This is a genomic window from Paenibacillus dendritiformis, assembly GCF_945605565.1.
Lineage (GTDB): Bacteria > Bacillota > Bacilli > Paenibacillales > Paenibacillaceae > Paenibacillus_B > Paenibacillus_B dendritiformis_A.
Window position 1 is genome coordinate 397757 of sequence record NZ_OX216966.1, and the last position, 25430, is coordinate 423186.

The 25430-nt window shown below is 55.6% G+C and carries 18 protein-coding genes; 7 read left to right on the plus strand and 11 right to left on the minus strand.

The genetic code is table 11. The features are described from left to right. Positions 1 to 129 precede the first annotated feature (129 nt). Entirely contained in the window at positions 130 to 1482 is a 1353-nt protein-coding gene (locus tag NNL35_RS01635; protein WP_006676214.1) for an aminotransferase-like domain-containing protein, read from the minus strand. Positions 1483 to 1583: 101 nt separating this feature from the next. Here NNL35_RS01635 and NNL35_RS01640 point away from each other — a divergent pair, with 101 nt between their 5' ends. After that, positions 1584 to 2519: a DMT family transporter gene (locus NNL35_RS01640; RefSeq protein WP_006676213.1), complete on the plus strand. Its 936-nt coding sequence runs from the start codon at positions 1584 to 1586 to the stop codon at positions 2517 to 2519. 110 nt (positions 2520 to 2629) lie between these two features. Here the strand turns inward: NNL35_RS01640 and NNL35_RS01645 are convergent, their stop codons facing one another. After that, the gene (locus NNL35_RS01645; RefSeq protein ID WP_254552863.1) at positions 2630 to 3997 is read right to left on the minus strand and encodes a helix-turn-helix transcriptional regulator; all 1368 of its coding nucleotides are present in this window, start codon (positions 3995 to 3997) and stop codon (positions 2630 to 2632) included. Between the two features lie 747 nt (positions 3998 to 4744). Here NNL35_RS01645 and NNL35_RS01650 point away from each other — a divergent pair. The 4 genes from NNL35_RS01650 to NNL35_RS01665 all read left to right on the plus strand — a co-directional run bounded on the left by NNL35_RS01650 (position 4745) and on the right by NNL35_RS01665 (position 10221). Beyond that, positions 4745 to 5929 (plus strand): extracellular solute-binding protein, encoded by a 1185-nt coding sequence (locus tag NNL35_RS01650; RefSeq protein ID WP_238535313.1) that lies wholly within the window; start codon positions 4745 to 4747, stop codon positions 5927 to 5929. 4 nt (positions 5930 to 5933) lie between these two features. Further along, on the plus strand, positions 5934 to 7337 hold the full coding sequence (locus NNL35_RS01655; protein WP_006676210.1) for an ABC transporter substrate-binding protein: 1404 nt from the start codon (positions 5934 to 5936) through the stop codon (positions 7335 to 7337). 208 nt (positions 7338 to 7545) lie between these two features. Beyond that, the gene (locus NNL35_RS01660; protein WP_006676209.1) at positions 7546 to 8802 is read left to right on the plus strand and encodes an ABC transporter substrate-binding protein; all 1257 of its coding nucleotides are present in this window, start codon (positions 7546 to 7548) and stop codon (positions 8800 to 8802) included. Between the two features lie 3 nt (positions 8803 to 8805). Continuing rightward, positions 8806 to 10221, plus strand: coding sequence for an ABC transporter substrate-binding protein (locus NNL35_RS01665; protein WP_006676208.1), 1416 nt, complete (start codon positions 8806 to 8808; stop codon positions 10219 to 10221). Between the two features lie 75 nt (positions 10222 to 10296). Here the strand turns inward: NNL35_RS01665 and NNL35_RS01670 are convergent, their stop codons facing one another. From NNL35_RS01670 to NNL35_RS01685, 4 genes are all read right to left on the minus strand, one after another. Then, positions 10297 to 10695, minus strand: coding sequence for a hypothetical protein (locus NNL35_RS01670; RefSeq protein ID WP_254552865.1), 399 nt, complete (start codon positions 10693 to 10695; stop codon positions 10297 to 10299). A gap of 213 nt (positions 10696 to 10908) precedes the next feature. Then, the gene (locus NNL35_RS01675) at positions 10909 to 12747 is read right to left on the minus strand and encodes an ABC transporter ATP-binding protein (RefSeq protein WP_006676206.1); all 1839 of its coding nucleotides are present in this window, start codon (positions 12745 to 12747) and stop codon (positions 10909 to 10911) included. Next, positions 12741 to 14471 carry an ABC transporter ATP-binding protein gene (locus NNL35_RS01680; RefSeq protein WP_006676205.1) on the minus strand — a complete coding sequence of 577 codons (1731 nt, stop codon included), beginning with the start codon at positions 14469 to 14471 and terminating at the stop codon, positions 12741 to 12743. The genes NNL35_RS01675 and NNL35_RS01680 overlap by 7 nt, the downstream gene beginning before the upstream one ends. Before the next feature lie 55 nt (positions 14472 to 14526). Next, positions 14527 to 14709 (minus strand): hypothetical protein, encoded by a 183-nt coding sequence (locus tag NNL35_RS01685; protein ID WP_006676204.1) that lies wholly within the window; start codon positions 14707 to 14709, stop codon positions 14527 to 14529. A 457-nt stretch (positions 14710 to 15166) separates the two neighbouring features. Here NNL35_RS01685 and NNL35_RS01690 point away from each other — a divergent pair, with 457 nt between their 5' ends. Beyond that, positions 15167 to 16555 carry an amidase gene (locus NNL35_RS01690; protein ID WP_006676203.1) on the plus strand — a complete coding sequence of 463 codons (1389 nt, stop codon included), beginning with the start codon at positions 15167 to 15169 and terminating at the stop codon, positions 16553 to 16555. Between the two features lie 57 nt (positions 16556 to 16612). On the opposite strand, the gene NNL35_RS01695 is transcribed toward NNL35_RS01690, so the two are convergent. Then, entirely contained in the window at positions 16613 to 17830 is a 1218-nt protein-coding gene (locus NNL35_RS01695; RefSeq protein ID WP_006676202.1) for a multidrug effflux MFS transporter, read from the minus strand. Between the two features lie 240 nt (positions 17831 to 18070). Between NNL35_RS01695 and NNL35_RS01700 the strand changes: the two genes are divergently transcribed. Beyond that, positions 18071 to 18631, plus strand: coding sequence for a GNAT family N-acetyltransferase (locus tag NNL35_RS01700; RefSeq protein WP_006676201.1), 561 nt, complete (start codon positions 18071 to 18073; stop codon positions 18629 to 18631). Positions 18632 to 19514: 883 nt separating this feature from the next. Here the strand turns inward: NNL35_RS01700 and cydC are convergent. From cydC to NNL35_RS01720, 4 genes are read right to left on the minus strand one after another with little or no spacing between them, the layout of a single operon-like run. Beyond that, positions 19515 to 21272, minus strand: a complete 1758-nt coding sequence (cydC, locus tag NNL35_RS01705; protein ID WP_006676200.1) for a thiol reductant ABC exporter subunit CydC — start codon at positions 21270 to 21272, stop codon at positions 19515 to 19517. Next, positions 21269 to 22996 (minus strand): thiol reductant ABC exporter subunit CydD, encoded by a 1728-nt coding sequence (cydD, locus tag NNL35_RS01710; RefSeq protein WP_006676199.1) that lies wholly within the window; start codon positions 22994 to 22996, stop codon positions 21269 to 21271. The genes cydC and cydD overlap by 4 nt, the downstream gene beginning before the upstream one ends. Then, positions 22996 to 24012 (minus strand): cytochrome d ubiquinol oxidase subunit II, encoded by a 1017-nt coding sequence (gene cydB / locus NNL35_RS01715; RefSeq protein ID WP_006676198.1) that lies wholly within the window; start codon positions 24010 to 24012, stop codon positions 22996 to 22998. Before cydB ends, cydD begins: the two co-directional genes overlap by 1 nt. Then, on the minus strand, positions 23996 to 25399 hold the full coding sequence (locus NNL35_RS01720; protein ID WP_006676197.1) for a cytochrome ubiquinol oxidase subunit I: 1404 nt from the start codon (positions 25397 to 25399) through the stop codon (positions 23996 to 23998). Before NNL35_RS01720 ends, cydB begins: the two co-directional genes overlap by 17 nt. Positions 25400 to 25430: the final 31 nt, after the last annotated feature.

Below are 25430 nucleotides of genomic sequence, written 5' to 3' on the forward strand. Positions count from 1 at the left end.
CGCCGATCAAGAAAAGGCGAACGCGGAATTCACGCCATCGTCCGTCAGTCTATATTTCGGAGCGGGCTTGGACCGGTTAATTCGAATACCGGGAAATTCATCTGCGAAGGCTTGCTTCACTGTACTAAATCATCCTCGCAGCACCCTACTCAATTCGTCGGCAATCAGAGCCACGCCCGATTCGATCCGTTCCTCCGCCACTTTGGAAACATTCAATTTCATGATTTTCTCGGGGTAGTAGCTCTCCAGATAATGCTCCTTCATGTCCCCCACAAACACATGCCGCTGCCGAAGGTTGCGCAGCAGCGCCCCCATATCGATCCGGTTCGGCAGCACGATATGCGCCTTCATGCAGACGGACGCGGGATGCACGAACGTCCCCGGCTTCAGGAACGGCTCGACATGCTTGCTTAAGGAAGCGTATAGCCGTCTCGATTTGCTGATATACGATTCCCTCACCTCGTCGCGATGCCGCCGGAACATGCCGCTCGTAATATACAGCTCCAGAGCGGCCTGGGAGATCATCGAGCTGTCGATATCGGTCGTCAGCTTGTGCTGCTGGAAGGAGCCGACAAGCGCATCCGGCAGCACGGCGACGCCGACGCGAAGGCCGGGGAACATGATTTTGGAGTAGCTTTTCAAGTAGATGACCCGCTGATTCGTATCGTAATAGTACATCGGCATCTGACCCGCATCCTGCTCGAAATCGGCCAAATAATCGTCCTCGATAATATAGACGTCGTACCGGTCGGCCAGCTCGACAATCCGCTGCTTGTCGGCATTGCTCAGTGAGGTCCCCAACGGATTGTGGAAGCGGGGCATCGTGTAAAAATAGCGGACATCGTCGCGTTGGAACAACGCTTCCAGACGGGCAAGATCGATTCCGCGGGCCGTCCGCTCCACCCCGATCGCCTGCGTCCGGCGGAGCTTCAGAAGCGCCAGGAACAGATGATATCCGGGCTGCTCGACGACGACCTTCGTCTTCCCGTTCGGCAAAGGCATCGCAGTGAGCAAGGCCAGCGCCTGTTGAACTCCGGACGTAATGGCGATATTGCGCTCGCTCGCAAAGACCTGATACGACTCCAGCTGGGCTCGCACCGCCCGAATGAGGGAGGGCAGCCCGTTCGGCGTCCCGTATACGAACAATTCATCCTGATACAGATTGATCGCCTGATTGATGCAATGCTGAAAATGAACATACGGAAACTGCCGCACATTGGGCGCGGAGGTGGCAAAGTCAAAGCCTTCCACACCCTCGGCCGTTCGCGGCTGCGCCTTGTCCACGACATAATGACCGCTGCGCGGAATGGAGTAGATGACATGCTCCGTCTCCAGCTCCTGCAGCGCATGAATCACCGTGCTGTTGCTGCACTGGAAGGTCTTGGCCAAGGCGCGAATCGACGGCAGCTTCTCCCCCGGCCGCAAGGAACGTTCCTCGATTCGCCGCTTGATGTCCCGCATGATGGCTTCATATTTGGTCACGGTCCCACTCCTATCTGTATCGGTACAGTACGCGAATACGGCTATTGTTGCCTCTTCTCCCGCTCCGTACAATAAAGGCACAAGACAGGAGGGAAACAAGTATGAAGCAACACTTGATCAAAGCTTACGCAGCCGCGCTTATCTATGCTTGTATTATCGGCTTTTCGTTCCTATTTGTCACGATAGCGCTGGAGAGCGCCGATCCGCTTGACGTATTGGCTCACCGGTTTACGATCGCCTTTGCCGCCGCAACGCTGATTCTCGCCGTGAAGCGGCCGTCCATTTCGATACGTTGGTCCGACCTGCTCAAAATCATGCCGCTGGCACTGCTCTATCCGACCGGGTTCTTTGTCTTTCAGACCTTCGGCCTCGTCTATACCACCTCATCCGAAGCCGGCATGATCCAGGCGACTGTGCCCATCATGACCGTATTCCTGGCGTCCTTCCTGCTGCGCGAGCGCTCCAACGCCATGCAAAAAATCGCCCTGATCGTCTCATCCGCCGGCGTCATTTTCATGCTGCTCATGGGAGGAATGAGCGGAGCCAGCTTCAGTCTGATCGGAATCACACTGATTCTGCTATCCACCCTGTGCGCCGCGCTGTACAATATATTCGCGCGCTCCTTGACCAAGGCGTATTCGCTGCCGCTGCTGACCTACGTCATGACTGGCTTCGGCTTCATCGCGTTCAACGGACTGTCCATCGGCTCTCATCTTGCCGAGGGCACCTTGTCATCATGGTTGGCTCCGATGGCAGAACCGCGGTATTTGCTGTCGGTCCTTTATCTGGGCATTCTCTCTTCCTTGGTTACGTCTTTCATGTCGAACTATGCCTTGTCCGTCCTCGAGGCGGCCAAAATGAGCGTGTTCAGCCATGTCGCCACCCTGATTACGATCGTCGCCGGCGTGCTGTTCCTGCATGAAAGTCTGGAATACTATCATGTGCTCGGCGGCATCGCCATCCTCGGGGGCGTCATCGTCACGAACCTGCCCGCGGCCCGCAGGGCGAAGGAGCATGCTTCCCGGTCGGCATTATGACAAATAGTTGGCATCAATGGCCAAAAGAGCCATCCTGGAAATCGGTTTCGAAAATCGGTTCAGGCATTGTAAATTGAGCAGGGCCTATGCATATCCGCATAGGCCTGCCTTCAGGATATTAACGATTCCTTCCTCGCCTTCTCCACCGCCTCATCACGGTTGCTTACATTCAGCTTCGCATAAATAGACGGCATGTAATTCCGCACCGTGCGTTCCGACAGATGCAGCCGGGACGCAATGGCTTTATAACGAAGTCCCTGCATTAATCCCTTCATAATATCCATCTCCCGGCTTGTCAACGAGAACGGATTCTCGCCTGATACGCGAACGGATGGGGCGAGTCCACTTCCGCTTTGCCGGCCTGCCGGTTCATGTCCTCCTTCCGTAATCATCTTGCCGCCGCAATGCACGAATCGGATGGTAGCCGCTAATTCCTTCGCGCCCGCCTGTTGCGATGCATATCCGTCAACCGTGCCGCGAAGCGCCTGCACCGCCTTAACACGTTCCTCCCCTTCCTTAACGATAACGATAACGCGGGTGTTTTTTCCCTTCCCTTTTTCCCTGAGGCGTCCTATCCAATCCCTCCTGTTTGTTCCATCCAAATTTACGGACAGCAAGAGGATATCGGGTTGCGTCTTCTCCACGACTTCTGCCGCTTCATCTTCATGCTCCGCCGTGACGGCCCGGAAATCCCGTTCTTCGTTCAAAAGACTTGCGACCTGCTCGCGCCATGCAGGGGGATCTCCCAATGCTACAATCTCAATCCGTTCGACGGGGGCTGCCGCTTCGCTCGGTACCGTTACGGTCATCACCGTTTCTCCGTCCACACCGGTATAAAGATGCATATCGCCTCCCAACATGTTCAGACGTTCTTTCACAGGAGACATATCCGAGCCGAATGGCAGCCAATCGGGCCGTTTTCCATTATCCTCTATCTGCAGCGTAATGTGCGTGGGGGCATATTGCATGGACATGTGGACAGAATCTGCTTGGCCGTGCCAACAGGCATTGGCCAACGCCTCCCATGCACAGCGGTACAATAACTGCTGCGTGTCCTGATCGACCGGATAGGCGCTGCCAAGCTTCCGGAAGGATACGGGAACGCCTTCTTGCCTGCTCCAATCGTCTGCGACCGCTTCAATAAACGCCTCTAACGGCAGTTCGTGTCCCGGCTGCTCCAGACGCCGCAACTGATCCTGAAGCTGATTCTGCTCTTCCACTATAGATGCTCTCAGCGATTCTAAGCGCTTCAGGCCATCTTCTGAAGCGACATGCTGGCGAAGCGCATCCAGTTCAGTCTCTGCGAACGTAAGCAGATGACAGACCGTCTTCGTGGTCTCGCGTGCCGCCTGGCAGCGCTCCTCCAAGCGCCGCGTCCGTTCCGCCTGGAACGGGTGCTTTTCAATAATCTCGTATTGCTCCTCAATGACGGCAAGTTTACGTTTGGCCGTGCGTATGACATCTCCGAGCTTACGCAAGCCGAAACCAATGAAGTAGAAACATGCCGCTAAAAACAAAGTGTTGAACACCGATTCTCCCCAAGACGAATTCGGTGAAAAGCATGCTGCCAAAGGGGGAGTCGCAATGGCAACCATAGGCACAACCCAGTTCTTCGTATTCCGATGAAAATACCCCATCGTGAACGCGGCCGGAAAAAACATATAGTTAAAACCGAATTCTAGCGCGGTATAGATCGAAAAACCGCCGGCAATCAATACATCGGCAATGATATACGCCCGATTGCGAAATGCTAACAAGATAATAGGAACTTGAAGATATAGCATAATGAATAGGACAGCATCAATGGTAAGAAAAGATCCCAAATGCTCGTTTTTAAAATAATGAAGAGTCCAAACAAAAAATAAGATGCGTGCCAGGATTACCAACCCATCCAGCTTGGAAAAGCGTTTGTTTTTCAAATTCATTCAAAACAACCCCAATAGAATAGATAGAATGTCGTGTTTGAATAGATTTCTAAATTCATATGTACCATGAAAATACGGAAAAAGAAAGCTCTGGAAGGCACGATTTTTTCGAACTTTCAACTTCGGGACATTTTGACCCTACCGGGCAGGACAATGTGTATGCTACCTTAACGTGGTTGCTTGCTTTTATACAATAAGAAGGAGGAAATGGAATTGAAAAGAAAGCTGTTGACATGGACGCTAATTTGCAGCGTTCTTATGCTCATGCTCCCTGTCCATGCGGACGCGGCCAGCGAGAAAGTGACCTTGAAGGTGTTGGACTACTCCCAAGAAGATTTTAACGATAGGTTCGGGGATGCATTTACGGCCAAGTACCCGAATATTGAAATCAAGGTCATCCCGACACTAAACGAGAAAAAGAGAGTCGTGCTTCGGGGGGATGAACTGCGTAAGCTGGAGGATAAGGAAAAGCCGGATCTGCTGCTGCCCGATCAGGATAGCTTGGAGAAATATGTGGCTGAGGGCAGACTGGTCGATTTAGAGCCCTATATTGCCCAATCCAAATCCATCAAGCTGGCCAATATGAATCAAAATATCGTGGATTCCATGAAAGTAAAAGGCAAACTCTACACGCTCTCGCCGACATTTATGACCAAAGGCCTGTTTTATAACAAAACCCTATTCGATAAATACAAGATCAAGTACCCGAAAAACAAAATGAGCTGGGCGGAAGTGATGGATCTAGCCGCGGAATTCAAGAACAAAGCGGGCTCGGATAAGGTTGAAGGGTTTGATTATGACCATAATTTATTCTCTTTGGCCGATACAATCTCACGCTCCTATAATCTGACATATCGGGATGTCAGCAAGGGCGGCAAGAACATTACGATCAACACCAAAGAATGGAAACCGATCTTCGAGATGGTGCTCAAGGCTGCCAAAAAAAATGCAATCACGACAAAAAAAGAGGCCTTTCTAGCAGGCAACGCGGCAATGACGGTAGATGATTCTTTCTTTCTTCGCTCGATTAAGCTGCAAAACATCAAGTTCGAGTGGGGCGTTGTATCCGAGCCCGTTAATCCCGCTCGTCCGATAAGTTCGGCAGCTGGAGCCAATCATATGTTCGGCATTAGCACCGAGTCGAAGCATGCGGATGCGGCTTGGAAGTTCATTGAGTTCGTCAACAGTGAGGAGTTTGCCAAAGGGTACCTAAAGGATGGCGAATTTATGTCCGGAGTACCGACGAACGAATGCTGCAAGAAGTGGAACAATAAAGTCGACCTTAGCGGCCTCTACCAGCTGGCTCCGATCAAAACGATATATGATCCGAACCAACCGGATATCTGGCAAGTGTATCTTAAAGAAGGGGATGCGGCATTCAAATCCGCCTTGAATGGCACACAGAGCCTTGATTCCATGTTGGCCGGACTTCACACGAAATTACAGTCTGAACTAGATCAAGCATGGGCCAAGAAGGGAAAATAAGGCCATGAAGAACCGGCTTCGCGCACCGAACATCGCATGGCTGCTCCTCGGCTTAGCCCTGCTGCTGCAAGGCTGTACCGACAAGCATACCGAGCCCTTCGACCCGAACAAGCCCGTTACTTTAAAAATCATGTACCCTTGGGAAGGGGAGGAGTTCTATAATCGGTTCGGTGAGCAGTTTCAACTCAAATATCCGAATGTCGATTTTCACATCATCAAGGAGCCGGAGTATAACCCCGAGTTAACGGCAAAAGAGAATGAGCAGGCATTGCTTGCCTATATCGCGAAGGAACGGCCTGATGTTCTGAAACTTGGTCCCGTCAGATTCGAAACGGTAGCGGCTGCGGGTAAGCTCATTGATTTGGCGCCATGGATTCAACGGGACAAGTTTTCGCTGGACGGGATTTATCCCCCAGTTATCGACGCGATTAAAATGAAGGGCCGCGGAACGCTGTACGGACTGTCCCCAACATTTATGAGTTGGGCCCTATACTATAACAAGGACTTATTTGAGCGGTACGGGGTGACGCCGCCCCAGGATAAGATGACCTGGGAACAAGTGCTTGATTTGGCTGCGCGCTTTCCGGTTGAAGGTTCCCCAGAAGAACGGATATACGGGTTTGCTCTTCCATTCTCTAGTAACAGTTCTTTATTTTCGCTCATGGAGAGCATCGCCAAGACCGAGCAGATCGCATTGATCGATGCTTCGGGGACACGATTGCTGTTCGACTCGGACGGCTGGAAGCGGATAACGAAGCTAGCGGTCCGGAGCATGACCTCCAATTCTGTCTATTTTCCCGTGGAGGTTGATCCAAGCAGGATGCTGGTCGATGATCCATTCCTAGCGGGCAGAGTCGCCATGATCGTCATGGGTGATTCTACAGCGCAGGACTTGCAAGATATAAACCAAATCAGGGAAAATTCCATTCCCCCGGAAGAGCCGCTGCGTTGGGGAGTTGTACCGGTTCCTATCGATCCCGTAAATCCGCAATCCGCGAACGAGATCTCTGTGTATGAAATATACGGCATTGGGGCCGACTCTACCGCCAAAGCAGCAGCCTGGGAGCTTGTGAAGTTCATCAACGGCGATGAATGGGCAAAAGCTAAATCTCGTACCAAAGACGGGGGTAATCTGCTGGCGCGTTACGCATACAATAAGGACCGCTACGACCATTTCGACCCTGAAGAGATTGAGGTATTCTATAAAATCAGACCGCAGAGCGGAGAAGAACTGCGGCAAATCCGCCAAGTCCCGCCTGCATTCCGGACATCGTTCGCAGAGATCGTAAGGGAAGAACTCGAATCGATTATCGTGGACAAGCAAAGTGTTGATCAGGCCGTACAGAAGATTCAGACACGAGGCCAGGCGGAGCTTGATTCGTTCAATGCCCGGACGGAAGAGAAATAACGGGGTTCATTCATCTCTATTGGAACAAGCCCGGTGCTGGATTCGCATCGGGCTTGTTCACGTGCCCGTCTCCTCCTTGCCCTGACCTTCAACCTTCCAACTTCAGGACATTTTGACCCTACCGGGCAGGACAAAGCGTATGCTACCTTAACGTGGTTGCTTGCTTTTATACAATGAGAAGGAGGAGTTGAATTTAAAAAGAAAGCTGATGACATGGACGCTAATTTGCAGCGTTCTTCTGCTCATGCTCCCTATCCATGCGGAAGCGGCCAGCGAGAAAGTGACCTTGAAGGTGTTGGACTTATCCCAAGATTTTTTTGACAAGAGATTCGGAAATGCATTTACGGCCAAATACCCGAATATCCAAATTAAGGTCATCCCTATACAGAAACAGAACGGGACATCGCTGCTTTCGGGTGATGAAATACGTAAGCTGGAGGATAAGGAAAAGCCGGATCTGCTGTCGGAAAGCTTATATACACATAGCTTGGACGAATATGTGGCCGAAGGCAAGCTCGTCGATTTAGGTCCGTATATTTCCCAATCCAAATCCATTAAGCTGGCCAATTTGAATCAAAATATTGTGAATTCCATGAAAGTAAATGGAAAACTCTACACGCTTTCGCCGACATTTATGGCGAAGGGCCTATTTTATAACAAAACCCTATTCGATAAATACAAGATCAAGTACCCGAAAAACGAAATGAGCTGGGCGGAAGTGATGGAGTTAGCCGCGGAATTCAAGGAGAAAGCCGGCTCTCCAGGATTTCATTATAACCATGAATTATTCTCATTGGCAGCCATTGATATCGCACGCTCGTATAACCTGACATATCAGGATAAGAGCAAGGGCGGCAAGAACATAACGTTCAACACCAAGGAATGGAAATCGATCTTTGACATGGTGCTCAAAGCTGCCAAAAAAGAGGCAGTTACGAAGGAAAAAGATGCCTTTCTAGCAGGCAACGCTGCGATGACGGTACAGGACACATTCCTTCTTCGCACGATTAAGCTGAGTAACATCAAATTCGAGTGGGGAGTTGTATCCGAGCCGGTGAATCCTGCTCGTCCGATAAGTTCGGCATACGGAGCAAACCATATGTTCGGCATTAGCACCGAGTCGAAACATGCGGATGCGGCTTGGAAGTTCATCGAGTTCATCAACAGTGAGGATTTTGCCAAAGGGTACGTAAAGGATGGCGAATTTGGGGATGGATTGCCGACCAACGAATGCTGCAAGAAGTGGGGCAATAAAGTCGATCTTAGCGGCCTCTACCGGTTGGCTCCGGTCAAAGAGAAATATGATTCGAACATTCCGGATATCTGGGAATTTCTTTCTAAAGAAGGGAACTCGGCATTCAAATCTGTCTTGAAGGGCACACAGAGCCTTGATTCCATGTTAGCCAGTCTTCAAAAGAAAGCACAAGCAGAACTAGATAAAGCATGGGCCAAGAAGGGAAAATAAGCCATGAAAGATCGGCTTCGCGCACCGAACATCGCATGGCTGCTCCTCGGCTTGATCCTGCTGCTGCAAGGCTGTGCCGACAAGGAAACCGAGCCCTTCGCTCCGAACCAGCCCCTTACCTTAAAAGTCATGTACGCTTGGGGAGAGGAGGACTTCTATAATCGGTTCGGCAAGGAGTTTCAACTGAAGTATCCGAATGTGGACTTTCGCTTCGTCGGGAATCCGGAGTATCATCCCGATTTAACAGCCGAAGAGAATGAACAGGCATTGCTTGCCCATATCGCGAAGGAACGGCCTGATGTTCTCAGAATTGGTGGCGGCGGAGATTTAGAAGCGGTGGCGGCTGCGGGTAAGCTCATTGATTTGGGACCATGGATGAAACGGGACAATTTTTCACTGGACGGAATTTATCCCCCCGTTCTCCATGCGATTCAAATGCAGGGCCGCGGAACGATGTACGGACTGTCCCCCACATTCGTAAGCTCGGCCGTATACTATAACAAGGACTTATTTGAACAGTACGGGGTTACGCCGCCCCAGGATAAGATGATCTGGGAACAATTGCTTGATTTAGCTGCACGCTTCCCGGTTGAAGGTTCCCCGGAAGAACGCATATACGGGTTTGCTGAGGAATCCGCTACCGAAGGTTCTATATTTGGCCTCATGAATCGCATCGCCCAGACCGAGCAGATCGCATTAATTGATGCTTCAGGGACACGATTGCTGTTCGACTCGGACGGCTGGCGACGGATAACGAAGCTAACGGTGCAGAGCATGACCTCTAATTCTGTCTATTTTCCTGAAAAGCTGACGATTGGTCAAAGCATGACGCCGGACAATGATCTGTTCGTATCGGGCAGAGCCGCCATGATCGTCTCGGGCGATTATAGAATGGGTTTGTTGGAAGACAAGAACCACACCATGCAAGCTTCACCTTCCCCGAAGGAGCCGCTGCGTTGGGGAATGTTGCCGGTTCCGATCGATCCCGTAAACCCGCAATCCGCGAACGAGATCTATGTGTTTGAAACGTACGGCATTGGGGCCGACTCTACCGCCAAGGCAGCAGCCTGGGAACTTGTGAAGTTCATCAACGGCGACGAATGGGCAAAAGCTCAATCTCGTACCAGAGGCGGGGGGAATCTGCTGGCGCGTACCGCATATAATAAAGACCGCTTCAATCATGAAGATATTGAGGTATTCTATTCAGTCAAACCGCAGAGCGGAGAAGAACTGCGGCAAATCCGCCAAGTCCCGCCTGAATTCAAGACATCGTTCGCAGATATCGTAAGGGAAGAACTCGAATCGATCGCAGCGGACAAGCAGAGTGTCGATCAGGCCGTACAGAAGATTCAGACACGAGGCCAGGCGGAGCTTGATTCCTTCAATGCCCGGACGGAAGAGAATAACGGGGTTCATTAATCTCTATTGGAACAAGCCCGGTGCTGGATTCGCATCGGGCTTGTTCGCGGCTGCGGCACGATTCACTTCTTGAACTCATTCCACCTCGACCCCGGGGAGAAGCCCCGGGATACGGGCCCTGCCAAGCTCCACGATCGTCTTGTTCAACGCCCGGGCCGCATCACCCGCTTCATGGGCCATCTCGTAAGCCGTTCCGTTCACCATCCCATCGCTCGCATATCGAACTGTCGTCTCTCCCTCCGTCAACTCCAACCGATATACAAATCCGACGCCCGTCTCCATTGATGTTCTCAGCGTTATCTCCTTCAGGAGCGACACAATCTCCTGGATCTCGACGGGATCGGTCACGGACAACCGATTGCCGTTCCCATAATGCACGGTAATCGCATCGACATGCAGCAGCTCGCTGCCGAGCGCCTCAGTCAGCGGAATATATGCCGTCCGATCCCCCGTCTCAGACCCGCAACCGGCCATGAGAAGCACAAACTGTGATTTCCTCAGCCGCCACGATATCCTGAATCTGAGACTCCGTTATTTCCTCGAACCTGTCGTTTTCGATAAAATCCATGATGGTATAATCGAATAACACGCGATAATAATGATAGCCAACCGAATCGCGATTGTTGAATTCATGTCGAGCGACAGGACCTCCCTTGCATAAGGATAGGAAAGTCGGTCCAGCGGCGGCTATCCCGATTGGCGCCGGAACTGGCTCTGCACCAAGCCGTGGTAGAAGCCCTGCTGCCGTAGCAGCGACTCGTGGCTTCCCTGCTCGATGATGCGCCCGTCCTCCAGCACGAGGATGCAGTCGGCCTGCTGAATCGTATTGAGGCGGTGCGCGATAACGATGCTCGTTCGCCCCTCCATCAGCCGGTACAGCGCCTCCTGTATCTTCATCTCCGTAATCGTGTCGATGCTGCTGGTCGCTTCGTCCAGGATGAGTATGGCCGGATCGGCCAGCACCGCCCGCGCAATCGACAGCAGCTGCTTCTGGCCCTGACTAATGCCGCTGCCGTCCTGGCTCAGCTCCGTCTCGTACCCCTGCGGCAGCTTCATGATGAATGAATGGGCATTCGCCAGCCGCGCGGCCTGCTCGACCTCCTCGTCGGTGGCATCCAGCCGGCCATAGCGGATATTGTCGCGAATGGTGCCCTGGAACAGGAAGGAATCCTGCAGCACGAAGCCCATATGGCTGCGCAGATTTTTGCGGTCTATGGTGGACAGCTCGACGCCGTCGAGATAGATCTGGCCGCTGTCATAGTCATAGAAACGGCTGAGCAGTTGGGTAATCGTCGTCTTGCCCGCTCCGGTCGGCCCGACCAGGGCAACTGTCTGGCCGGGCTCCGCCCGGAAGGAGACATCCCTCAAGGTGCGTCCGTCCTTCTCGTAGGCGAACGAGACATCCACGAACTCGATCTCGCCGCGCACCCGCTGCAGCCGGATCGCATCCTTCTCATCCTGCCCCTCCTCGCGCTCCTCCAGCACTTCAAATACCCGCTCCGCCCCGGCAATCGCGGACAGGAAGGTATTGAACTGGTTCGCCAGATCGTTCAGCGGCCGGGTGAATTGCCGCGCGTACTCGGAGAAGGTTACGATGACCCCGATCGAGACGAGATTGTGGAGCGCCAGCACGCCGCCCGCTCCCGCGATGATGGCGAAGCTCATATTGTTCAGCACGTTCATCAGCTTCGGAATGAAGCCTGAATACGTCTGGGCCCAATACCCGGAAGCCTTCAACCGTTCGCTCTTCTCGGCGAACTCTTGAATGACCTTCTGCTCCTGCGAGAAGCTCTTCACGATCTTCTGCCCCGAGAACGTCTCCTCAATGAATCCGTTCATATCCCCAAGATTGCGCTGCTGCTCCTTGAAAAACCGTCCGGTCCGCCGCGTAATCCATTTCATACCAAGGAACATGAGCGGCACGATCGTCAGCGTGATCAGCGTCAGCAGCGGGCTCAGCCACAGCATCAAGGTCAGCATGCCGACAAAGGTCAGAATGCTGGAGGACAGCTGAATGAACGAGCTGTTCAGCGTCTGGCTCACATTGTCGATATCGTTCGTAATCCGGCTCATCAGCTCGCCATGCTGCCGCTTCGTATAGAACTGCACCGGCAGCGTGTGGAGCTTCCCGAACAGATCGGAGCGCATCGCATAGACCGCCTTCTGCGCGACGCCGATCATCCAGTAGTTCTGCAGGAAGAGCGCGGCCGAATACAGCAGGTACACGACGCCGAGCAGGACGAGGAGCAGCAGAAAGTTGCCGCCTTCCTGCGTCTTGATATGATGGTCGATCGCATACCCGACCAGGAAGGGACCGAGCAAGCTAAGCCCGGACGTCAGCAATACCATAAGGAAAATAAGGGCCAGCAGTCCTGTGTGGCCGGACATGTAACGCCATATGCGCAGCAGCGTGCCTGACCAGTCCTTGGCCCGCGGCTTCTTCGAAGGACCGCCGGCTGACGCTCTGCCTCCGGCCCGGTCTGCAGCGGCCATGCCGGGCTTCTCCGGCAGCTTCAGCCTCAGCATGTAACCCCCTCCCCTCGCTCGAACTGGGACTGCACGATGCGCCTGTACAGTTCGCTGCGGCGCATCAGTTCGTCATGGCTTCCCTGATCCAATATGCGTCCGTCATCGATGAGAATAACGGCATCCGCCTGGAGGGCGGTGCTGATTTTCTGTGTAATAATCAATGTCGTGCAAGGATTAGCCCCCAATGCCTCCAGCAGCCGCGCCTCGGTCTTCACATCCAGCGCGCTCGTGCTGTCATCCAGCAGGAGCAGCTTCGGCTTCCGGATCAACGCCCGGGCAATCGACAGCCGCTGCTTCTGTCCGCCGGACAGATTGATCCCCTTCTGCCCGAGCATCGTGTCATATTGGCGGGGAAGCTTCATAATCGTGTCATGAATCTGGGCGCGCTGCGCCGCCTCCATGACCTCGTCATCGGAGGCATCCTGCTTGCCCCAGCGGATATTGTCCTTCACCGTGCCGCTGAACAACATGACCTCCTGCGGCACATAACCGATGTGGCGGCGGAGCTGCTCCATCGTCATGCGGCGGACGTCCATCCCGTCCAGCAGGACGCGTCCCTCGCTGACATCGTACAGCCGGGGAATCAGCTGGAACAGGGATGATTTCCCGGAGCCGGTCGCTCCCATGATCGCTATCGTCTCGCCCGAGCGTACCGTGAACGACACGTCCTGCAGCACAGGTGCCTCGGTGTCCGGATAGCGGAAGCTGACGTGCTGGAATTCCACGCGGCCTTCGCTTACCGCCGCATCCGGATCGGCATCGGCCGCATCCGTCACGTCGACCTCGCTCTGCAGCACATCGGCTATCCGTTGGGCGGACGCCTTGGCGCGCGACAGATTCATCATAATCATGGAGACCATTGACAGCGCTCCCGTAATCCGCGTCGTATAATTGACGATGGCCACCACTTCGCCGAGGTCAGTGCTGCCGCTCTGCACGCCCAGCCCGCCATACCACAGCACGAACAGGATGCTTCCGTTCATTAGCAGCAGGAGGAGCGGAACCGTGAACTCAATCAGGCGCAGCGCAGCGACCGTCCGATCCATCAGCTGCCCGTTCGCCTCCTCGAAGCGTTCGACTTCATGCTTGTCGCGAACGAACGCCTTGATGAGCCGCATGCCGAACAGGTTCTCGCGCAGCACCCCATTCACCCGGTCCAGACGATCCTGCACCGAACGGAACAGGAGGAACGCCTTCTTCATCAGCCAGACGAGCAAGATGAACAGCATCGGCGTGACGACGGCCAGAATCAGCGCCAGCTTGAAGTTGACCAGCAGCGCCATCACGAGGCCGCCAATCATCATCAGCGGCGCCCTCATCATGATGCGCAATCCCATGAACACGACATTCTGCATCGTCGTCACGTCCGACGTCACCCGCGTAATCAGCGTCGCCGTCGGGAAGCGGCTGAAATTGGAAAATGAGAAGGACTGAATTTTCTCGAACAGGTGCTTCCGGATATCATAGCCGAAGTTCTGGCTGACATGCGCCGCATAGTACGAGTTGACGATGCCGCATACGAAGCCGAACAACGCCAAGCCGACCATCAGTCCTCCCCACTTCACAACCGCGGGAAGATGATGGGCGACAATCCCTTCATTAATAATTCGAGCCATGAGCAGCGGGAGCCACAGATCCACGATCAGCTCCACCAGCATGAGCGCAAGCGCGAAGCTCATCGGCCCCCGATAGGGCCGCAGAAATGATAGTATTTTCCTCATTCACACTCTCCTTCCCCAAGCCAGAGCGGAACCGTCATGCTGCGCAAGGCAGTCCTTAACCGGTCTCCCGCCCGTAGATGTAATCCATACTCGGTATCCGCCTGCCGGCGAAGCGCTTCCATCGCAGCAGAGGACAGGCCATCATTGAGGCCTGCGCCATCGCCTTCCGATCCCGATGAAGCCGCCGTGCCGGGCGCGGGATGATGCCCGCATGCCGCACAATCGTGTCCTGGCGCATTATCGTACATTCATTCTAGCATAGATTTGGAATTTAGCTCGACAATATGTGAAGGATTGCATATGATTGGGTTAGATTTTCACTTGATGCAGCAGGAGGATTGGACAACAATCGTACTCGCCTCCTCCCGGATGGAGAGATCGGCGGCTCCATCCGCCAGCGCGGCCGTCCATCAAGCATAGCTGCTTGACCCTGACCGATGTCAGGGTCTTTGCCTTTCCGGGACTGTCGCTCCGTTGCTCAATCCAACTTTTTTCTTCGCCTGATAGAGAACGATCCCGAATCCAACTTTTCCAAGCCGCCATCCCGATTCCGTCCACTCCCCCACACTCTTCTCTCTTCTCTAGCATATTACTGTGACAGGATACAAGAAGACAGGCTGTCTCTCTATGGCAACATGATAGAAATCCGCAGCCTCGCTCTCCCAACAAGCATATCCAGAAGGAGAGGATGAGATTTGAAGCGAAGATCCATTCGGCAGCTGTTGAACGGTTACAAGCACAAGCTTTTTTCTCCTGTAGAGATCACTCGCGACTATTTAAGGGAAATAAAAAATTGCGACCCGGTATATAACGCCTATATTACGGTTACGAAGGAACGCGCGCTGCGGAAGGCGAAGCGTCTGGAGAAGAAATGGAACCGCGGCAAGAATACGGGGCTGTTGTTCGGGATTCCGCTGTCATATAAGGACAATCTGGCAACCAAGGGCGTCCCGACCACGAACGGTTCCGAAATCTACCGCAGCTTCGTTCCCGATCGAACCGCTGCCGTTATCCGCAGGGCGAACAAGGAGAATGCGATCATGCTGGGCAAAACCAATATGCATGAATTCGCGCTCGGCATCACATCCAACAATCCGCACTATGGGCCGGTTCGCAATCCATGGAACATCGAATATTCTCCCGGAGGGTCAAGCGGCGGCTCTGCAGCAGCGGTGGCCGCCAATCTGTCCGTTGCCTCCATCGGGACGGATACCGGCGGCTCGGTGCGCATTCCGGCCGCTTCCTGCGGCATAGCCGGGCTGAAGCCGACCTATGGAACCCTTCCGGCGTCCGGTGTCGACTTCGTCTCGTGGACGATGGATCATGTCGGTCCGCTTGCGGCCAACATGGAGGACCTGGCGATGATGATGGACGCGCTCACCGGCAAGGACTACTCCCGCTATCTTATTGAGAATATCCGCGGCATGCGCATTGGCGTCCCGATCAATTTTTTCAATGAGCATATCGAGGAGGAGACGCTGCGGCTGTACCGGGAAGCGCTGGCGGCTCTCGAGGAGCTCGGCGCCGTGCTCGTCGATGTTGATACCTCGTTCCTGTACGGGTATCAGGAATATGGACTGACCATTGCCGCGGCTGAAGCCGGATATGTCCACCGCGACGATATCGCCTGCTGTCTGGCGGAGATGGGAGCCGACGTGCGCGCGTTACTGGAATCGTCGCGCGGGATTACGTCCCTCCAGTACATTACCGCGCTGCATAAGAAGGAAGAATATACTAAAGCGTTCAAACGAATATTCAAGCAGGTCGACGTGCTTGCCACGCCGACGCTCCCCATCCCGCCGCGCCGTATCGGAGTCGAGTCCGTCACGTTCGGCTCCTATACCGAGAACATCTTCGACGCGATGACCCGTTATACGGAGATTTTCAATTTGACCGGCATGCCGGCCCTTACCCTGCCTTGCGGCATTACAGAGCAGGAGCAACTTCCGGTCGGTTTGCAGCTCATCGCCGATCATGACCGGGAGTATCGCCTGATCCGGATCGGTTATACGTATGAACAGAGCGAGCTGGGCGGCTATTATCGCAAGCGGGATCAGATCATCTCCGGAACTTGCGGCTCCTGAGCGCGCTCCCCTGCATGCGAAACATCCCCGGCCCAACGATGGACCGGGGATGAATAATTAACGGCGGCGGATCAGCAGCCGGTAGCAGCCGGCCGCCCCAAGCCCGCAGCAGGCGATGACGACGCCCATCGGCACGGCCGTATCGCTTCCTGCGATACCGACGAGCGGCGCCGCCGCCGAGCCGGCGATGAAGGGCAGCAAGCCGAGCATGGCCGAGGCGCTGCCGGCCGTCTTGCCCTGGTTCTGCATCGCGAGGGAGAAGCCGGCGGTGTTGACTACCCCCGTGCTGGATACGGACACGAAGAGCGGAAGCAGAACCGACCAGAGCGGCCCGTGCAGCAGAATCGCCGCCAGGAGCGCGAGGCTTCCACCGCAGGACAGGAACAGCCCAGCGATGAACAGCCTCATCTCGCCATAGCGCGCAGCCAGCCGTCCCGTAATCTGGGTGGCCACGATAAGGCCGAACCCGTTGAGCGCAAAGAACAAGCTGAACGCTTGGGGCGATGCGCCATAAATATTTTGCAGCACGAACGGCGAGCCGGAGATATAGCTGAACATGGCGGCAGAGACGAGTCCCTGCGTGCAGGCATATCCCATAAATTCCTTATCCTTCACCAGTCCCCCGAAGGTGGACAAGGTCGTCCGGACGCCGCCGGACGAGCGCCGGTCCTGCGGATGCGTCTCCGCCAGCCCGAAGTAAGCCGCAGCGATCATAAGCAACCCCAAAGCGCCCAGCACCGTAAATACGCCATGCCATGACGTATATTTGAGCAGCTGGCTGCCGATGATCGGGGCGGCGATCGGCGCAAGTCCGTTAATGAGCATAAGCAGCGAGAAAAACTTCGTCAGCTCCGATCCGGAGTACAGATCGCGCACCATCGCCCGCGCGATGACGATCCCGCCCGCGCCGGCCATCCCCTGCAGGAAGCGCAGGGCGATCAAGCCCCACATGGAAGGAACGATGGCGCACAAGAAAGAGACGACGGCGTACACCGCCAAGGACGCCAGCAGAGGGCCACGGCGGCCCCGCGCGTCACTAAGCGGCCCCATGATCAATTGGCCGAGCGCCAGGCCAAGCAGACACGCCGTCAAGCTGAGCTGGGTCAAGGAGGTGCTTGCCTGCAGATCGGCGGCAAGCATTGGCAGCGACGGCAAATACATATCAATCGACAGCGGCCCGATCGCCGTCATCGAGCCGAGCACGATCGCGATCGCGAGTCTCCGCTTGTGCGGAGCGGCAGCCACGGAAGCATTCAGATTGGTTCCAGGATTCATGTATGACAACCTTTCTCTATAAATTGCAATTGTAACAATTATAGTTACAACTTGTGAGGGAATCAAGACTTGAATATTTCATATTTTGCATATAGAATCCATGTTATTCTTGAGGACCGTCTGACGGAGGAACGTTATCGGCCGCTCTGGCGGGCGCTGCAGCCGATCGTGATCAGCAGGAAGCCGAGAACTTCACGGCGAAAAAAATAAATAATTGAATGATTGGAGGGACGGCCACACATGAATACATTCCAGATTACCGAGGAACGGGTTCAGGACGATATCTATGCATCTCAAGCCGAGACCGCCGATACCGAAGCAATTATGTCCTTGCTGTATCGCACAGCCGCCTGGCTGAACTGCAAAGGCTCGACACAATGGAATGAGCTGCTGCAAGGCGTCGATGTTCACGGGATGGCAGATTCCATCGCCAAGGGAGACGTATTCGTCTTCAAGCGGGACGGCGATCCGGCCGCCGTCGTCATGCTGCTTCAGCAGCCGAGCGCCTGGGACCGGGAGCTATGGAGCAGCCTGGGCGACAAGGGCGAAGCGGGTCATGACGAGTCCATTTATTTGCATCGCCTGGCGATCGACCGCGCCTTCGCCGGCAGCCAGCTGGGACTAGCGGTGCTCCGCTGGGTCGAGACCGGCATCCGCTTCCCGGGCAAGCGGCAGCTCCGCCTGGACTGCAAGGCGGGCGTTCCGGCCCTGAACGCCTTCTACCGGGCGGCGGGCTACACTTTTCAAGGCGAGATCCCGAAGGGCTACCTATTGTTCGAGAAGGAGCTCCCCCTGCAATAATACACAAAACACCCGGAAGGGTGTTTTTCTTTGCGCTGCGCACGGGGTGCACGGGTTGACTGCGTTTTGGTTTGGGTTTTCCTCTATCGTTCGATACGCCGCCTTGCTCGACTGGCCGATATGACTGGTTGAGTCGATTACTCATGTGCCGCTTGTTCGGTTGTTCGAACTAACTTGTTGATTCGATTGCTCATCTGATGCGTGTTCGGTTGTTCGATCTAACTTGTTCATTCGGTTGCTCATTTGCTGCTTGTTCGGTTGTTCGATCTAACTTGTTCATTCGATTGCTCATCTGATGCGTGTTCGGTTGTTCGATGTAACTTGTTCATTCGGTTGCTCATCTAGTGCTAGTTCGGTTGTTCGATGTAAGTTGTTGATTCGATTGCTCATCTAGTGCTAGTTCGGTTGTTCGATGTAAGTTGTTGATTCGATTTCTCATCTAGTGCTACTTCGGTTGTTCGATGTGACCGTTTCACTCGGTTTGCTCGTCCGGCGCTTCTGCTCCCACCACGATCCTTACGGCTCTTCACCACTCGTCTTGTCCAATACTGCAAAAGTGCAGCATTCTCATCTCGCGTCTATGCGTTCAAAACATTCCTGCAAAACTACAGGAATTTCGTCCGTATCGCCTCAGTTAGAGCAATAATCAGCGAAAATAATGGACTTTTGCAGCAATTGCAGTCAATATCGGATTACATAGCGGAAATTGCTGCATTTACGCAGGATTTCTCCCGCTTCGTCATCGTCACCCACCATCCGCCGCTTTCCCCACTCCTGCCTTCCCGGCTACCACACTCACCCCGATAAGAACAAAGCCCCCGAGACGACAGGTCTCGGGGGCTCCCGTATGGGGGCACCACAGCCACAGCCACAGCCTAGCCCCCTATGGCCGCGACAAAAGCGCGGGCCGATCCAGATGATACAGGTTGCGGTAGCGCGGGTACCGATCCAGCAGCTCCGCATGCGGCCCTCTCATCTCGATGCGGCCGTTCTCGATGAAGATAACTTCGTCCATCTGCTCCACGCCGACGAGATGATGCGTAATCCAGAGCAGCGACTTGCCCTGCAGCGCGTTGAACATCGTGGCCAGCAGGGCGCGCTCGGTCTGCGGGTCGAGCCCGACGGTCGGCTCGTCGAGAATGACGACCGGCGTATCCTGCAGCAGGATGCGGGCCAACGCGATCCGCTGCCGCTCCCCGCCTGAGAAGCGTCCGCCCGTCTCCAGCATCCGGGTATCATAGCCGTCCGGCAGCGAGTCGACGAGCGTCTCCAGGCCGACCTGGCGGACGACCCGGCGGATGTCCTCGTCGGAGGCGTCCGGGCGGCCCAGCCGGATGTTGTTCGCCACCGTCGTGTCGAACAGATGCGGGCTCTGGTTCAAGACCGCAATCATCTCAGGGATGTGTTCCCCATATGAAGCCGCCGGGATGCCGTTCAGCAAGACTTGGCCTTCATCCGGCGCCAAGGCTCCCTGCACCAGCTTCAGCAGCGTCGATTTCCCCGCTCCGCTGCGGCCGATGACCGCGATGCGCCGTCCTTGCGGGATATCGAGCGACAAGCCGTCCAGTGTCCAGTCGGCCATCTTGTCATAGCGGTAGCGGATCTGCTCCAGCCGGATATGCGCCTCTCCGGACGCCAGGGCCGGCCGCAGCTCCGCCTCCGCCGCAGGACGAACGGGCTGTTCGGACGCTGGAGCGTCCAGCTTCGCAAGCCGATCCAGTGAATCCTGGTACTGCGGCAGCTTCTCCACCGCCTCCGATACGGGGAGGAAGCCGTCCATTAGCGGGAATACAACCAGGGTGAACGCCGCGATTAAGGTGGCGGCGATGCGCCCGTCCGCATATTGGCCTCCTGCCCAGCAGAGCATGAGCACCAGCACGGCCGCGACGACGCACTGCCCCAGCAGCATGCGAAGCCGGGCCCAGCCGTTCAGGCGGCTCTCCATGCGGGCGACGGATTGCTCGCCCTCTTCATATTCCGCCGTGAAGCGGGAAGTGCGCCCGCTAATAACCCAGTCGCTCATCCCCATCACCGCATCGGTCAGCCGCTGGTACAGCACGTTCCGCTCCTGCTTGATGCGGGTCTGCCAGGTGCGGGTAATCAGCAGAGACACCCAGGGCAGCACCGCGATCAGCAGGAGCAGCAGCAGGCCGATGAAGAGTGCGAACGGCAGATCGAACCAGCCGAGCGCCGCGATGCAGGCGGCATAGGCGACGAGCGCCACTGCGCCCGGGAACACCGTGCGCAAGTAGACATTTTGCAGCTGCTCGATATCATCCGCCAGCGTGCTGAGCAGATCTCCCGTCCGGAAGCGGGAGCGGAGGAACAGCGCCTGTGGCTCCAGGATGCGGTACATCCGCTCGCGCATCTGGGACAAAATGCGCAGCACCGCATCATGGCCGACCAGACGTTCGACATAATGGACGACAGCACGCCCGATCCCGAACGTCCGGACAAGCACGATAGGCACGTAGACGAGCAAAATATTTTCCGGGCGCAGAGCCGACTTCGAAATCAGATAGCCTGACGTGAAGGTCAAGGAGGAGGCGCACAGCACCGTCAGCACGCCGAGGGCGATAATGACGGCGAAGCGTCCGGCATAGCGCCGCATATACGGCATAATCCAGCCTTCGCGGTTCATAGCGTCTCCTCCCCTTCCATGCAAATCATGTCGTAGTAGGCCCCCCGCTTGGCCAGCAGCTGCTCATGGGTCCCCGTCTCCGCCACTTTGCCGTCCTGCAGGACAATAATCCAATCCATATCCGGCATCCAGTGCAGGCGGTGCGTGGCCAGGAAGACGAGCCGATCCCGGAACAGATCCAGCATCGTCGACTTCAGTTCATACTCGGTCTCGATGTCCAGATGCGCCGTCGGTTCATCGAGCAGCATAATCGGCCGTCTGCTCAGAAATGCCCGCGCCAGCGCAACCCGCTGCTCCTGCCCGCCGCTCAGCGAGCGGCCGCCGTTGCCGATGCGTTCGTCCAGCCCGTTCGGCAGCTGATCCGCCAACTGGCCCAGCCCCGCGGCGGCCATCGCCCGCTCGACTTCGTCATCGGCCGCGTCCGGCGAATAGAAGCGGACGTTATCCGCCAGCGAGGAGCTGAAAATGTACGGATGCTGCGGGATGTACGTCGTCTGCTTCCGCCAATCCTCGCCGGTCAGCGACGCACGCTCCTGTCCGTCCACCCGGATCGTCCCGGCGGTCGGATGCAGGAAGCCGCCGATAATATCGATCAGCGTCGACTTGCCGGCGCCGCTCGCGCCGATGATGCCGACCTTGCGGAAGCCTTGAATCTCCAGATCAATCTCCTGCAGCGAGGATGGTCCCTCCTCCTCATGCCGCATCCCGATGCCGGTCATTCGCAGCACGCTATCCTGCGTCCAGGCCGGCAGCGCCTGCGAGGCAGGCACCGGCTCCGACTTCGCTCCCGCGCGGATAATGGACTGCATCGCCTCGCCCGCTTCCTTGCCGTCCAGCGTCGCATGATAATCGGCCCCGACCATGCGGACCGGAAGGAAATATTCCGGCGCCAGGATAAGGATCGTCAGCGCGGTAACGAGCATCATCTCCCCATCCACGAGACGCAGCCCAAGGCTAACCGCCACGGATGCGACGGACAGCATCGTGAAGAAGTCCAGGGAGAAGGAGGACAAGAAGGCGACGCGGAGGGTCCGCATCGTGGCCGAACGGTATCGGTCGCTCACCTTCGAGACGGTGGCTCCGTGCGAGCGGCTGCGTCCGAGGAACTTGAGCGTCTCCAGACCGCGCAGCGAATCGACGAAATGATTCGACAACTGCCGGTACGACGCCCACTGCTTCTCGGTCTGCTTGCGCGCGGCCAGCCCGACAAGAATAAGGAACGCGATGAGAATCGGCATCGTCACCGCCAGAATCAGGGCGGCGATGATATCCTGGGTCGCAATGTACGCGAGGATAAGCACCGGCGTCACTGCGGTCCCGATCATGCGGGGCAGGAACAGCTCCATATATTTGCGGAACTTCCCGACCCCTTCGAGCACAAGCGTCACCGTCGTGCCCGTTCCCTCTGTCCGGGTATGCCGCGGGCCGAGGCGGAACAGCGCCTCCAGCAGCTGACTCCGCAGGCTGGCGCCGGTCTTCTCGGCGAATCGGTAAGCCACCTTCTGCTGCAGCAGGGCCGTCAACTGGCGCACGAGAAAAGCAAGCAGGAACAGCCCGATCTTGCCGGCTTGTTCCTGCCATGCCGCCCCGGCGAACAGGGCGGAAATTGCTTCTGCCAGCCAGATGGCCAGCATAATAATAGATAGTGTGTGCACCAGGGCAATGGCGGTCAGACTGGCAAGAACCGGCTTGATCCCTTGGTAGCCGAACAGATTCTTGCCCATTAGTATTCGAGATGCTGCTTCTCGTTCACGCGCTTATGGAAGACGAAGTAGCTCCAAATCTGGTAACCGAGCACGAACGGCAGCAAGGTTACCGCTACGATCGTCATCACTTTGAGCGAATAAGCGCCCGAAGCCGCATTATGAATCGTCAAGTCGAATGCACTATTGATGGAGCTAATCATCACCCGCGGGAACAAGCCGATAAAGACGGATGCGATCGACAGCAATATAATGCCTCCGGTCATGCCGAACGCCCAGCCGTCCTTCTTCTGCTTCATGAAGTATCCGGCGAGCAGGAAGACGATCAGACCGAGAACGGCGACGACAGCCAGGATGGCGCCGCGAACCTGGAACACATCGGTCATGAAATAGGTCATGACAGCGAACAAGACGAGCAGCGCGGCGAGCGGAATCATCAGCTTCCGGCCGAGACGGCGTGCGCGCGCCTGAAGATCGCCCTCCGTCCGCAGCGTCGTGAACATGAGGCCATGCACGAGACAGAGCACCGTAACGGTAATGCCGCCTACTAATGTATAGAGATTCACCATGTCGAACAGGCCGGCTTTCATCTCCATCTGCTGATCGATTGGAAGGCCTTTAATCAGCCCGGCGAACACGACGCCGAACAGGAACGGAGGCAGCAGACTGCCGACGAAAATAGCCAGATCCCATGTTTTCTTCCAACGCTCGCTGTCCACCTTGCCCCGGAATTCGAAAGCGACGCCGCGCACGATAAGCGCAAGCAGCACCGCGACGAGCGGCACATAATAGCCGCTGAACAAGGTCGCGTACCAGTTCGGGAAGGCGGCGAACATCGCCCCGCCGGCGGTCAGAAGCCAGACTTCATTGGCATCCCAGAACGGGCCAATGGAGTTGATTAGCACCCGGCGCTCTCCGTCAGTGCGCGCCAGGAATTGAGTCGACATGCCAACCCCGAAGTCGAAGCCCTCGAGGAAGAAAAAGCCGACGAACAACACAGCGACAAGAACGAACCATAATTCATTGAGTGAGAGCATGACGTTCCTCCTTATCGAATGGATCGTGAGACACGCGGACAGTAACATCCTCGTTCGGTCCTTTTTTGATTACGCGTACGAACAGGTAGACCATCACGATAGCCAACACCGTATAAATGGCGGAGAAGGCAATTAGGGAGAATAGCACCGAGCCTCCCGATACGCTAGGCGAGATACTGTCTTCCGTCGTCATCAGCCCGAATACAGTCCACGGCTGGCGCCCGATCTCGGTCATAATCCAGCCCGCCGTATTGGCAATGAACGGCAGCGAAATGGCATACAGCATGAAGCGCATGAACCATGTGTTCTTCTGATCCAGCTTCTTGCGCGCCATCAGCCAGACGCCGTACAAGCCAAGCACAATCATCAGCGATCCGGCAGCGACCATGATGCGGAAGCTCCAGAAGGTCGTGCGCACCGGCGGAATATAATCGCCAGGTCCGTATGTTTGCTCGTATTCTGCCTGCAGCTCCTTCATCCCCTTGACGTCTCCGGAGAATTTGCTGTAGGACAGGAAGCTAAGTAAGTATGGAATCTTCACTTCCATTTTGTTTTCTTGCTTGTCCGGATCGATCGACGCGATAACCGTCCAAGGCGCCGGGTCCTCACTCCGCTCCCACAGGCTCTCGGCCGCCGCCATCTTCATCGGCTGCGTATGCACCAGATACTGTGCTTGCTGGTGGCCGAAGATCGCGACCAGGAACGACGAGATCAAGGCAACCACGATACCCAGCTTGAAGGATTTCTTGAAAAACTCAAAGTCTTGGCGACGCAGCATCTTATAAGCACTGACACCCGTAATGAGGAAGGCGCCTGTCGCAAATGCGCCCAGCACCGTATGCGGGAATTCCACCAGCAGCTGGCCGTTCGTGATCAGCGCGAAGAAATCATTCATCTCGGCCCGGCCATTGTTAATTTGGAAGCCGACCGGCCGCTGCATGAACGAGTTGGCGGCGAGAATCCAGAAGGCGGACATCGTCGTCCCGATAGCCACAAGCCAGATGCACAGCAAGTGCACCTTCTTGCTCAGCCGCTCCCAACCGAAGATCCAGAGCCCGATGAACGTAGACTCCATGAAAAAGGCAAGCAGCGCTTCGATGGCAAGCGGCGCGCCGAACACGTCCCCGACGAAGCGGGAGTAATTCGACCAGTTCATGCCGAACTGGAATTCCTGAATGATACCGGTCACGACGCCGACGGCGAAGTTGATGAGGAACAATTTTCCCCAGAACTTGGCCATTTTCTTATACTCTTCATTGCCCTTGACAACGTACATCGTCTCCATAATGGCGATAAGCAGCGCCAGCCCGATGGATACCGGGACGAAGAAGAAGTGAAAAATCGTCGTCGACGCAAACTGGATGCGTGATAAGATTAGCGTATCCATTTTTTCGTTCCACCTTTCTTTATTATGGGGA

What these genes read in the sequence shown, in the direction of transcription:
- NNL35_RS01640 (WP_006676213.1), top strand. Translation starts at nt 1,584, where the DNA reads ATGAAGCAACACTTGATCAAAGCTTACGCAGCCGCGCTTATCTATGCT.
- NNL35_RS01655 (WP_006676210.1), top strand. Translation starts at nt 5,934, where the DNA reads ATGAAGAACCGGCTTCGCGCACCGAACATCGCATGGCTGCTCCTCGGC.
- NNL35_RS01660 (WP_006676209.1), top strand. Translation starts at nt 7,546, where the DNA reads ATGACATGGACGCTAATTTGCAGCGTTCTTCTGCTCATGCTCCCTATC.
- NNL35_RS01665 (WP_006676208.1), top strand. Translation starts at nt 8,806, where the DNA reads ATGAAAGATCGGCTTCGCGCACCGAACATCGCATGGCTGCTCCTCGGC.
- NNL35_RS01670 (WP_254552865.1), bottom strand. Translation starts at nt 10,695, where the DNA reads ATGGCCGGTTGCGGGTCTGAGACGGGGGATCGGACGGCATATATTCCG.
- NNL35_RS01675 (WP_006676206.1), bottom strand. Translation starts at nt 12,747, where the DNA reads ATGCTGAGGCTGAAGCTGCCGGAGAAGCCCGGCATGGCCGCTGCAGAC.
- NNL35_RS01680 (WP_006676205.1), bottom strand. Translation starts at nt 14,471, where the DNA reads ATGAGGAAAATACTATCATTTCTGCGGCCCTATCGGGGGCCGATGAGC.
- NNL35_RS01685 (WP_006676204.1), bottom strand. Translation starts at nt 14,709, where the DNA reads ATGCGCCAGGACACGATTGTGCGGCATGCGGGCATCATCCCGCGCCCG.
- NNL35_RS01695 (WP_006676202.1), bottom strand. Translation starts at nt 17,830, where the DNA reads ATGAATCCTGGAACCAATCTGAATGCTTCCGTGGCTGCCGCTCCGCAC.
- NNL35_RS01700 (WP_006676201.1), top strand. Translation starts at nt 18,071, where the DNA reads ATGAATACATTCCAGATTACCGAGGAACGGGTTCAGGACGATATCTAT.
- cydC (WP_006676200.1), bottom strand. Translation starts at nt 21,272, where the DNA reads ATGAACCGCGAAGGCTGGATTATGCCGTATATGCGGCGCTATGCCGGA.
- cydD (WP_006676199.1), bottom strand. Translation starts at nt 22,996, where the DNA reads ATGGGCAAGAATCTGTTCGGCTACCAAGGGATCAAGCCGGTTCTTGCC.
- cydB (WP_006676198.1), bottom strand. Translation starts at nt 24,012, where the DNA reads ATGCTCTCACTCAATGAATTATGGTTCGTTCTTGTCGCTGTGTTGTTC.
- NNL35_RS01720 (WP_006676197.1), bottom strand. Translation starts at nt 25,399, where the DNA reads ATGGATACGCTAATCTTATCACGCATCCAGTTTGCGTCGACGACGATT.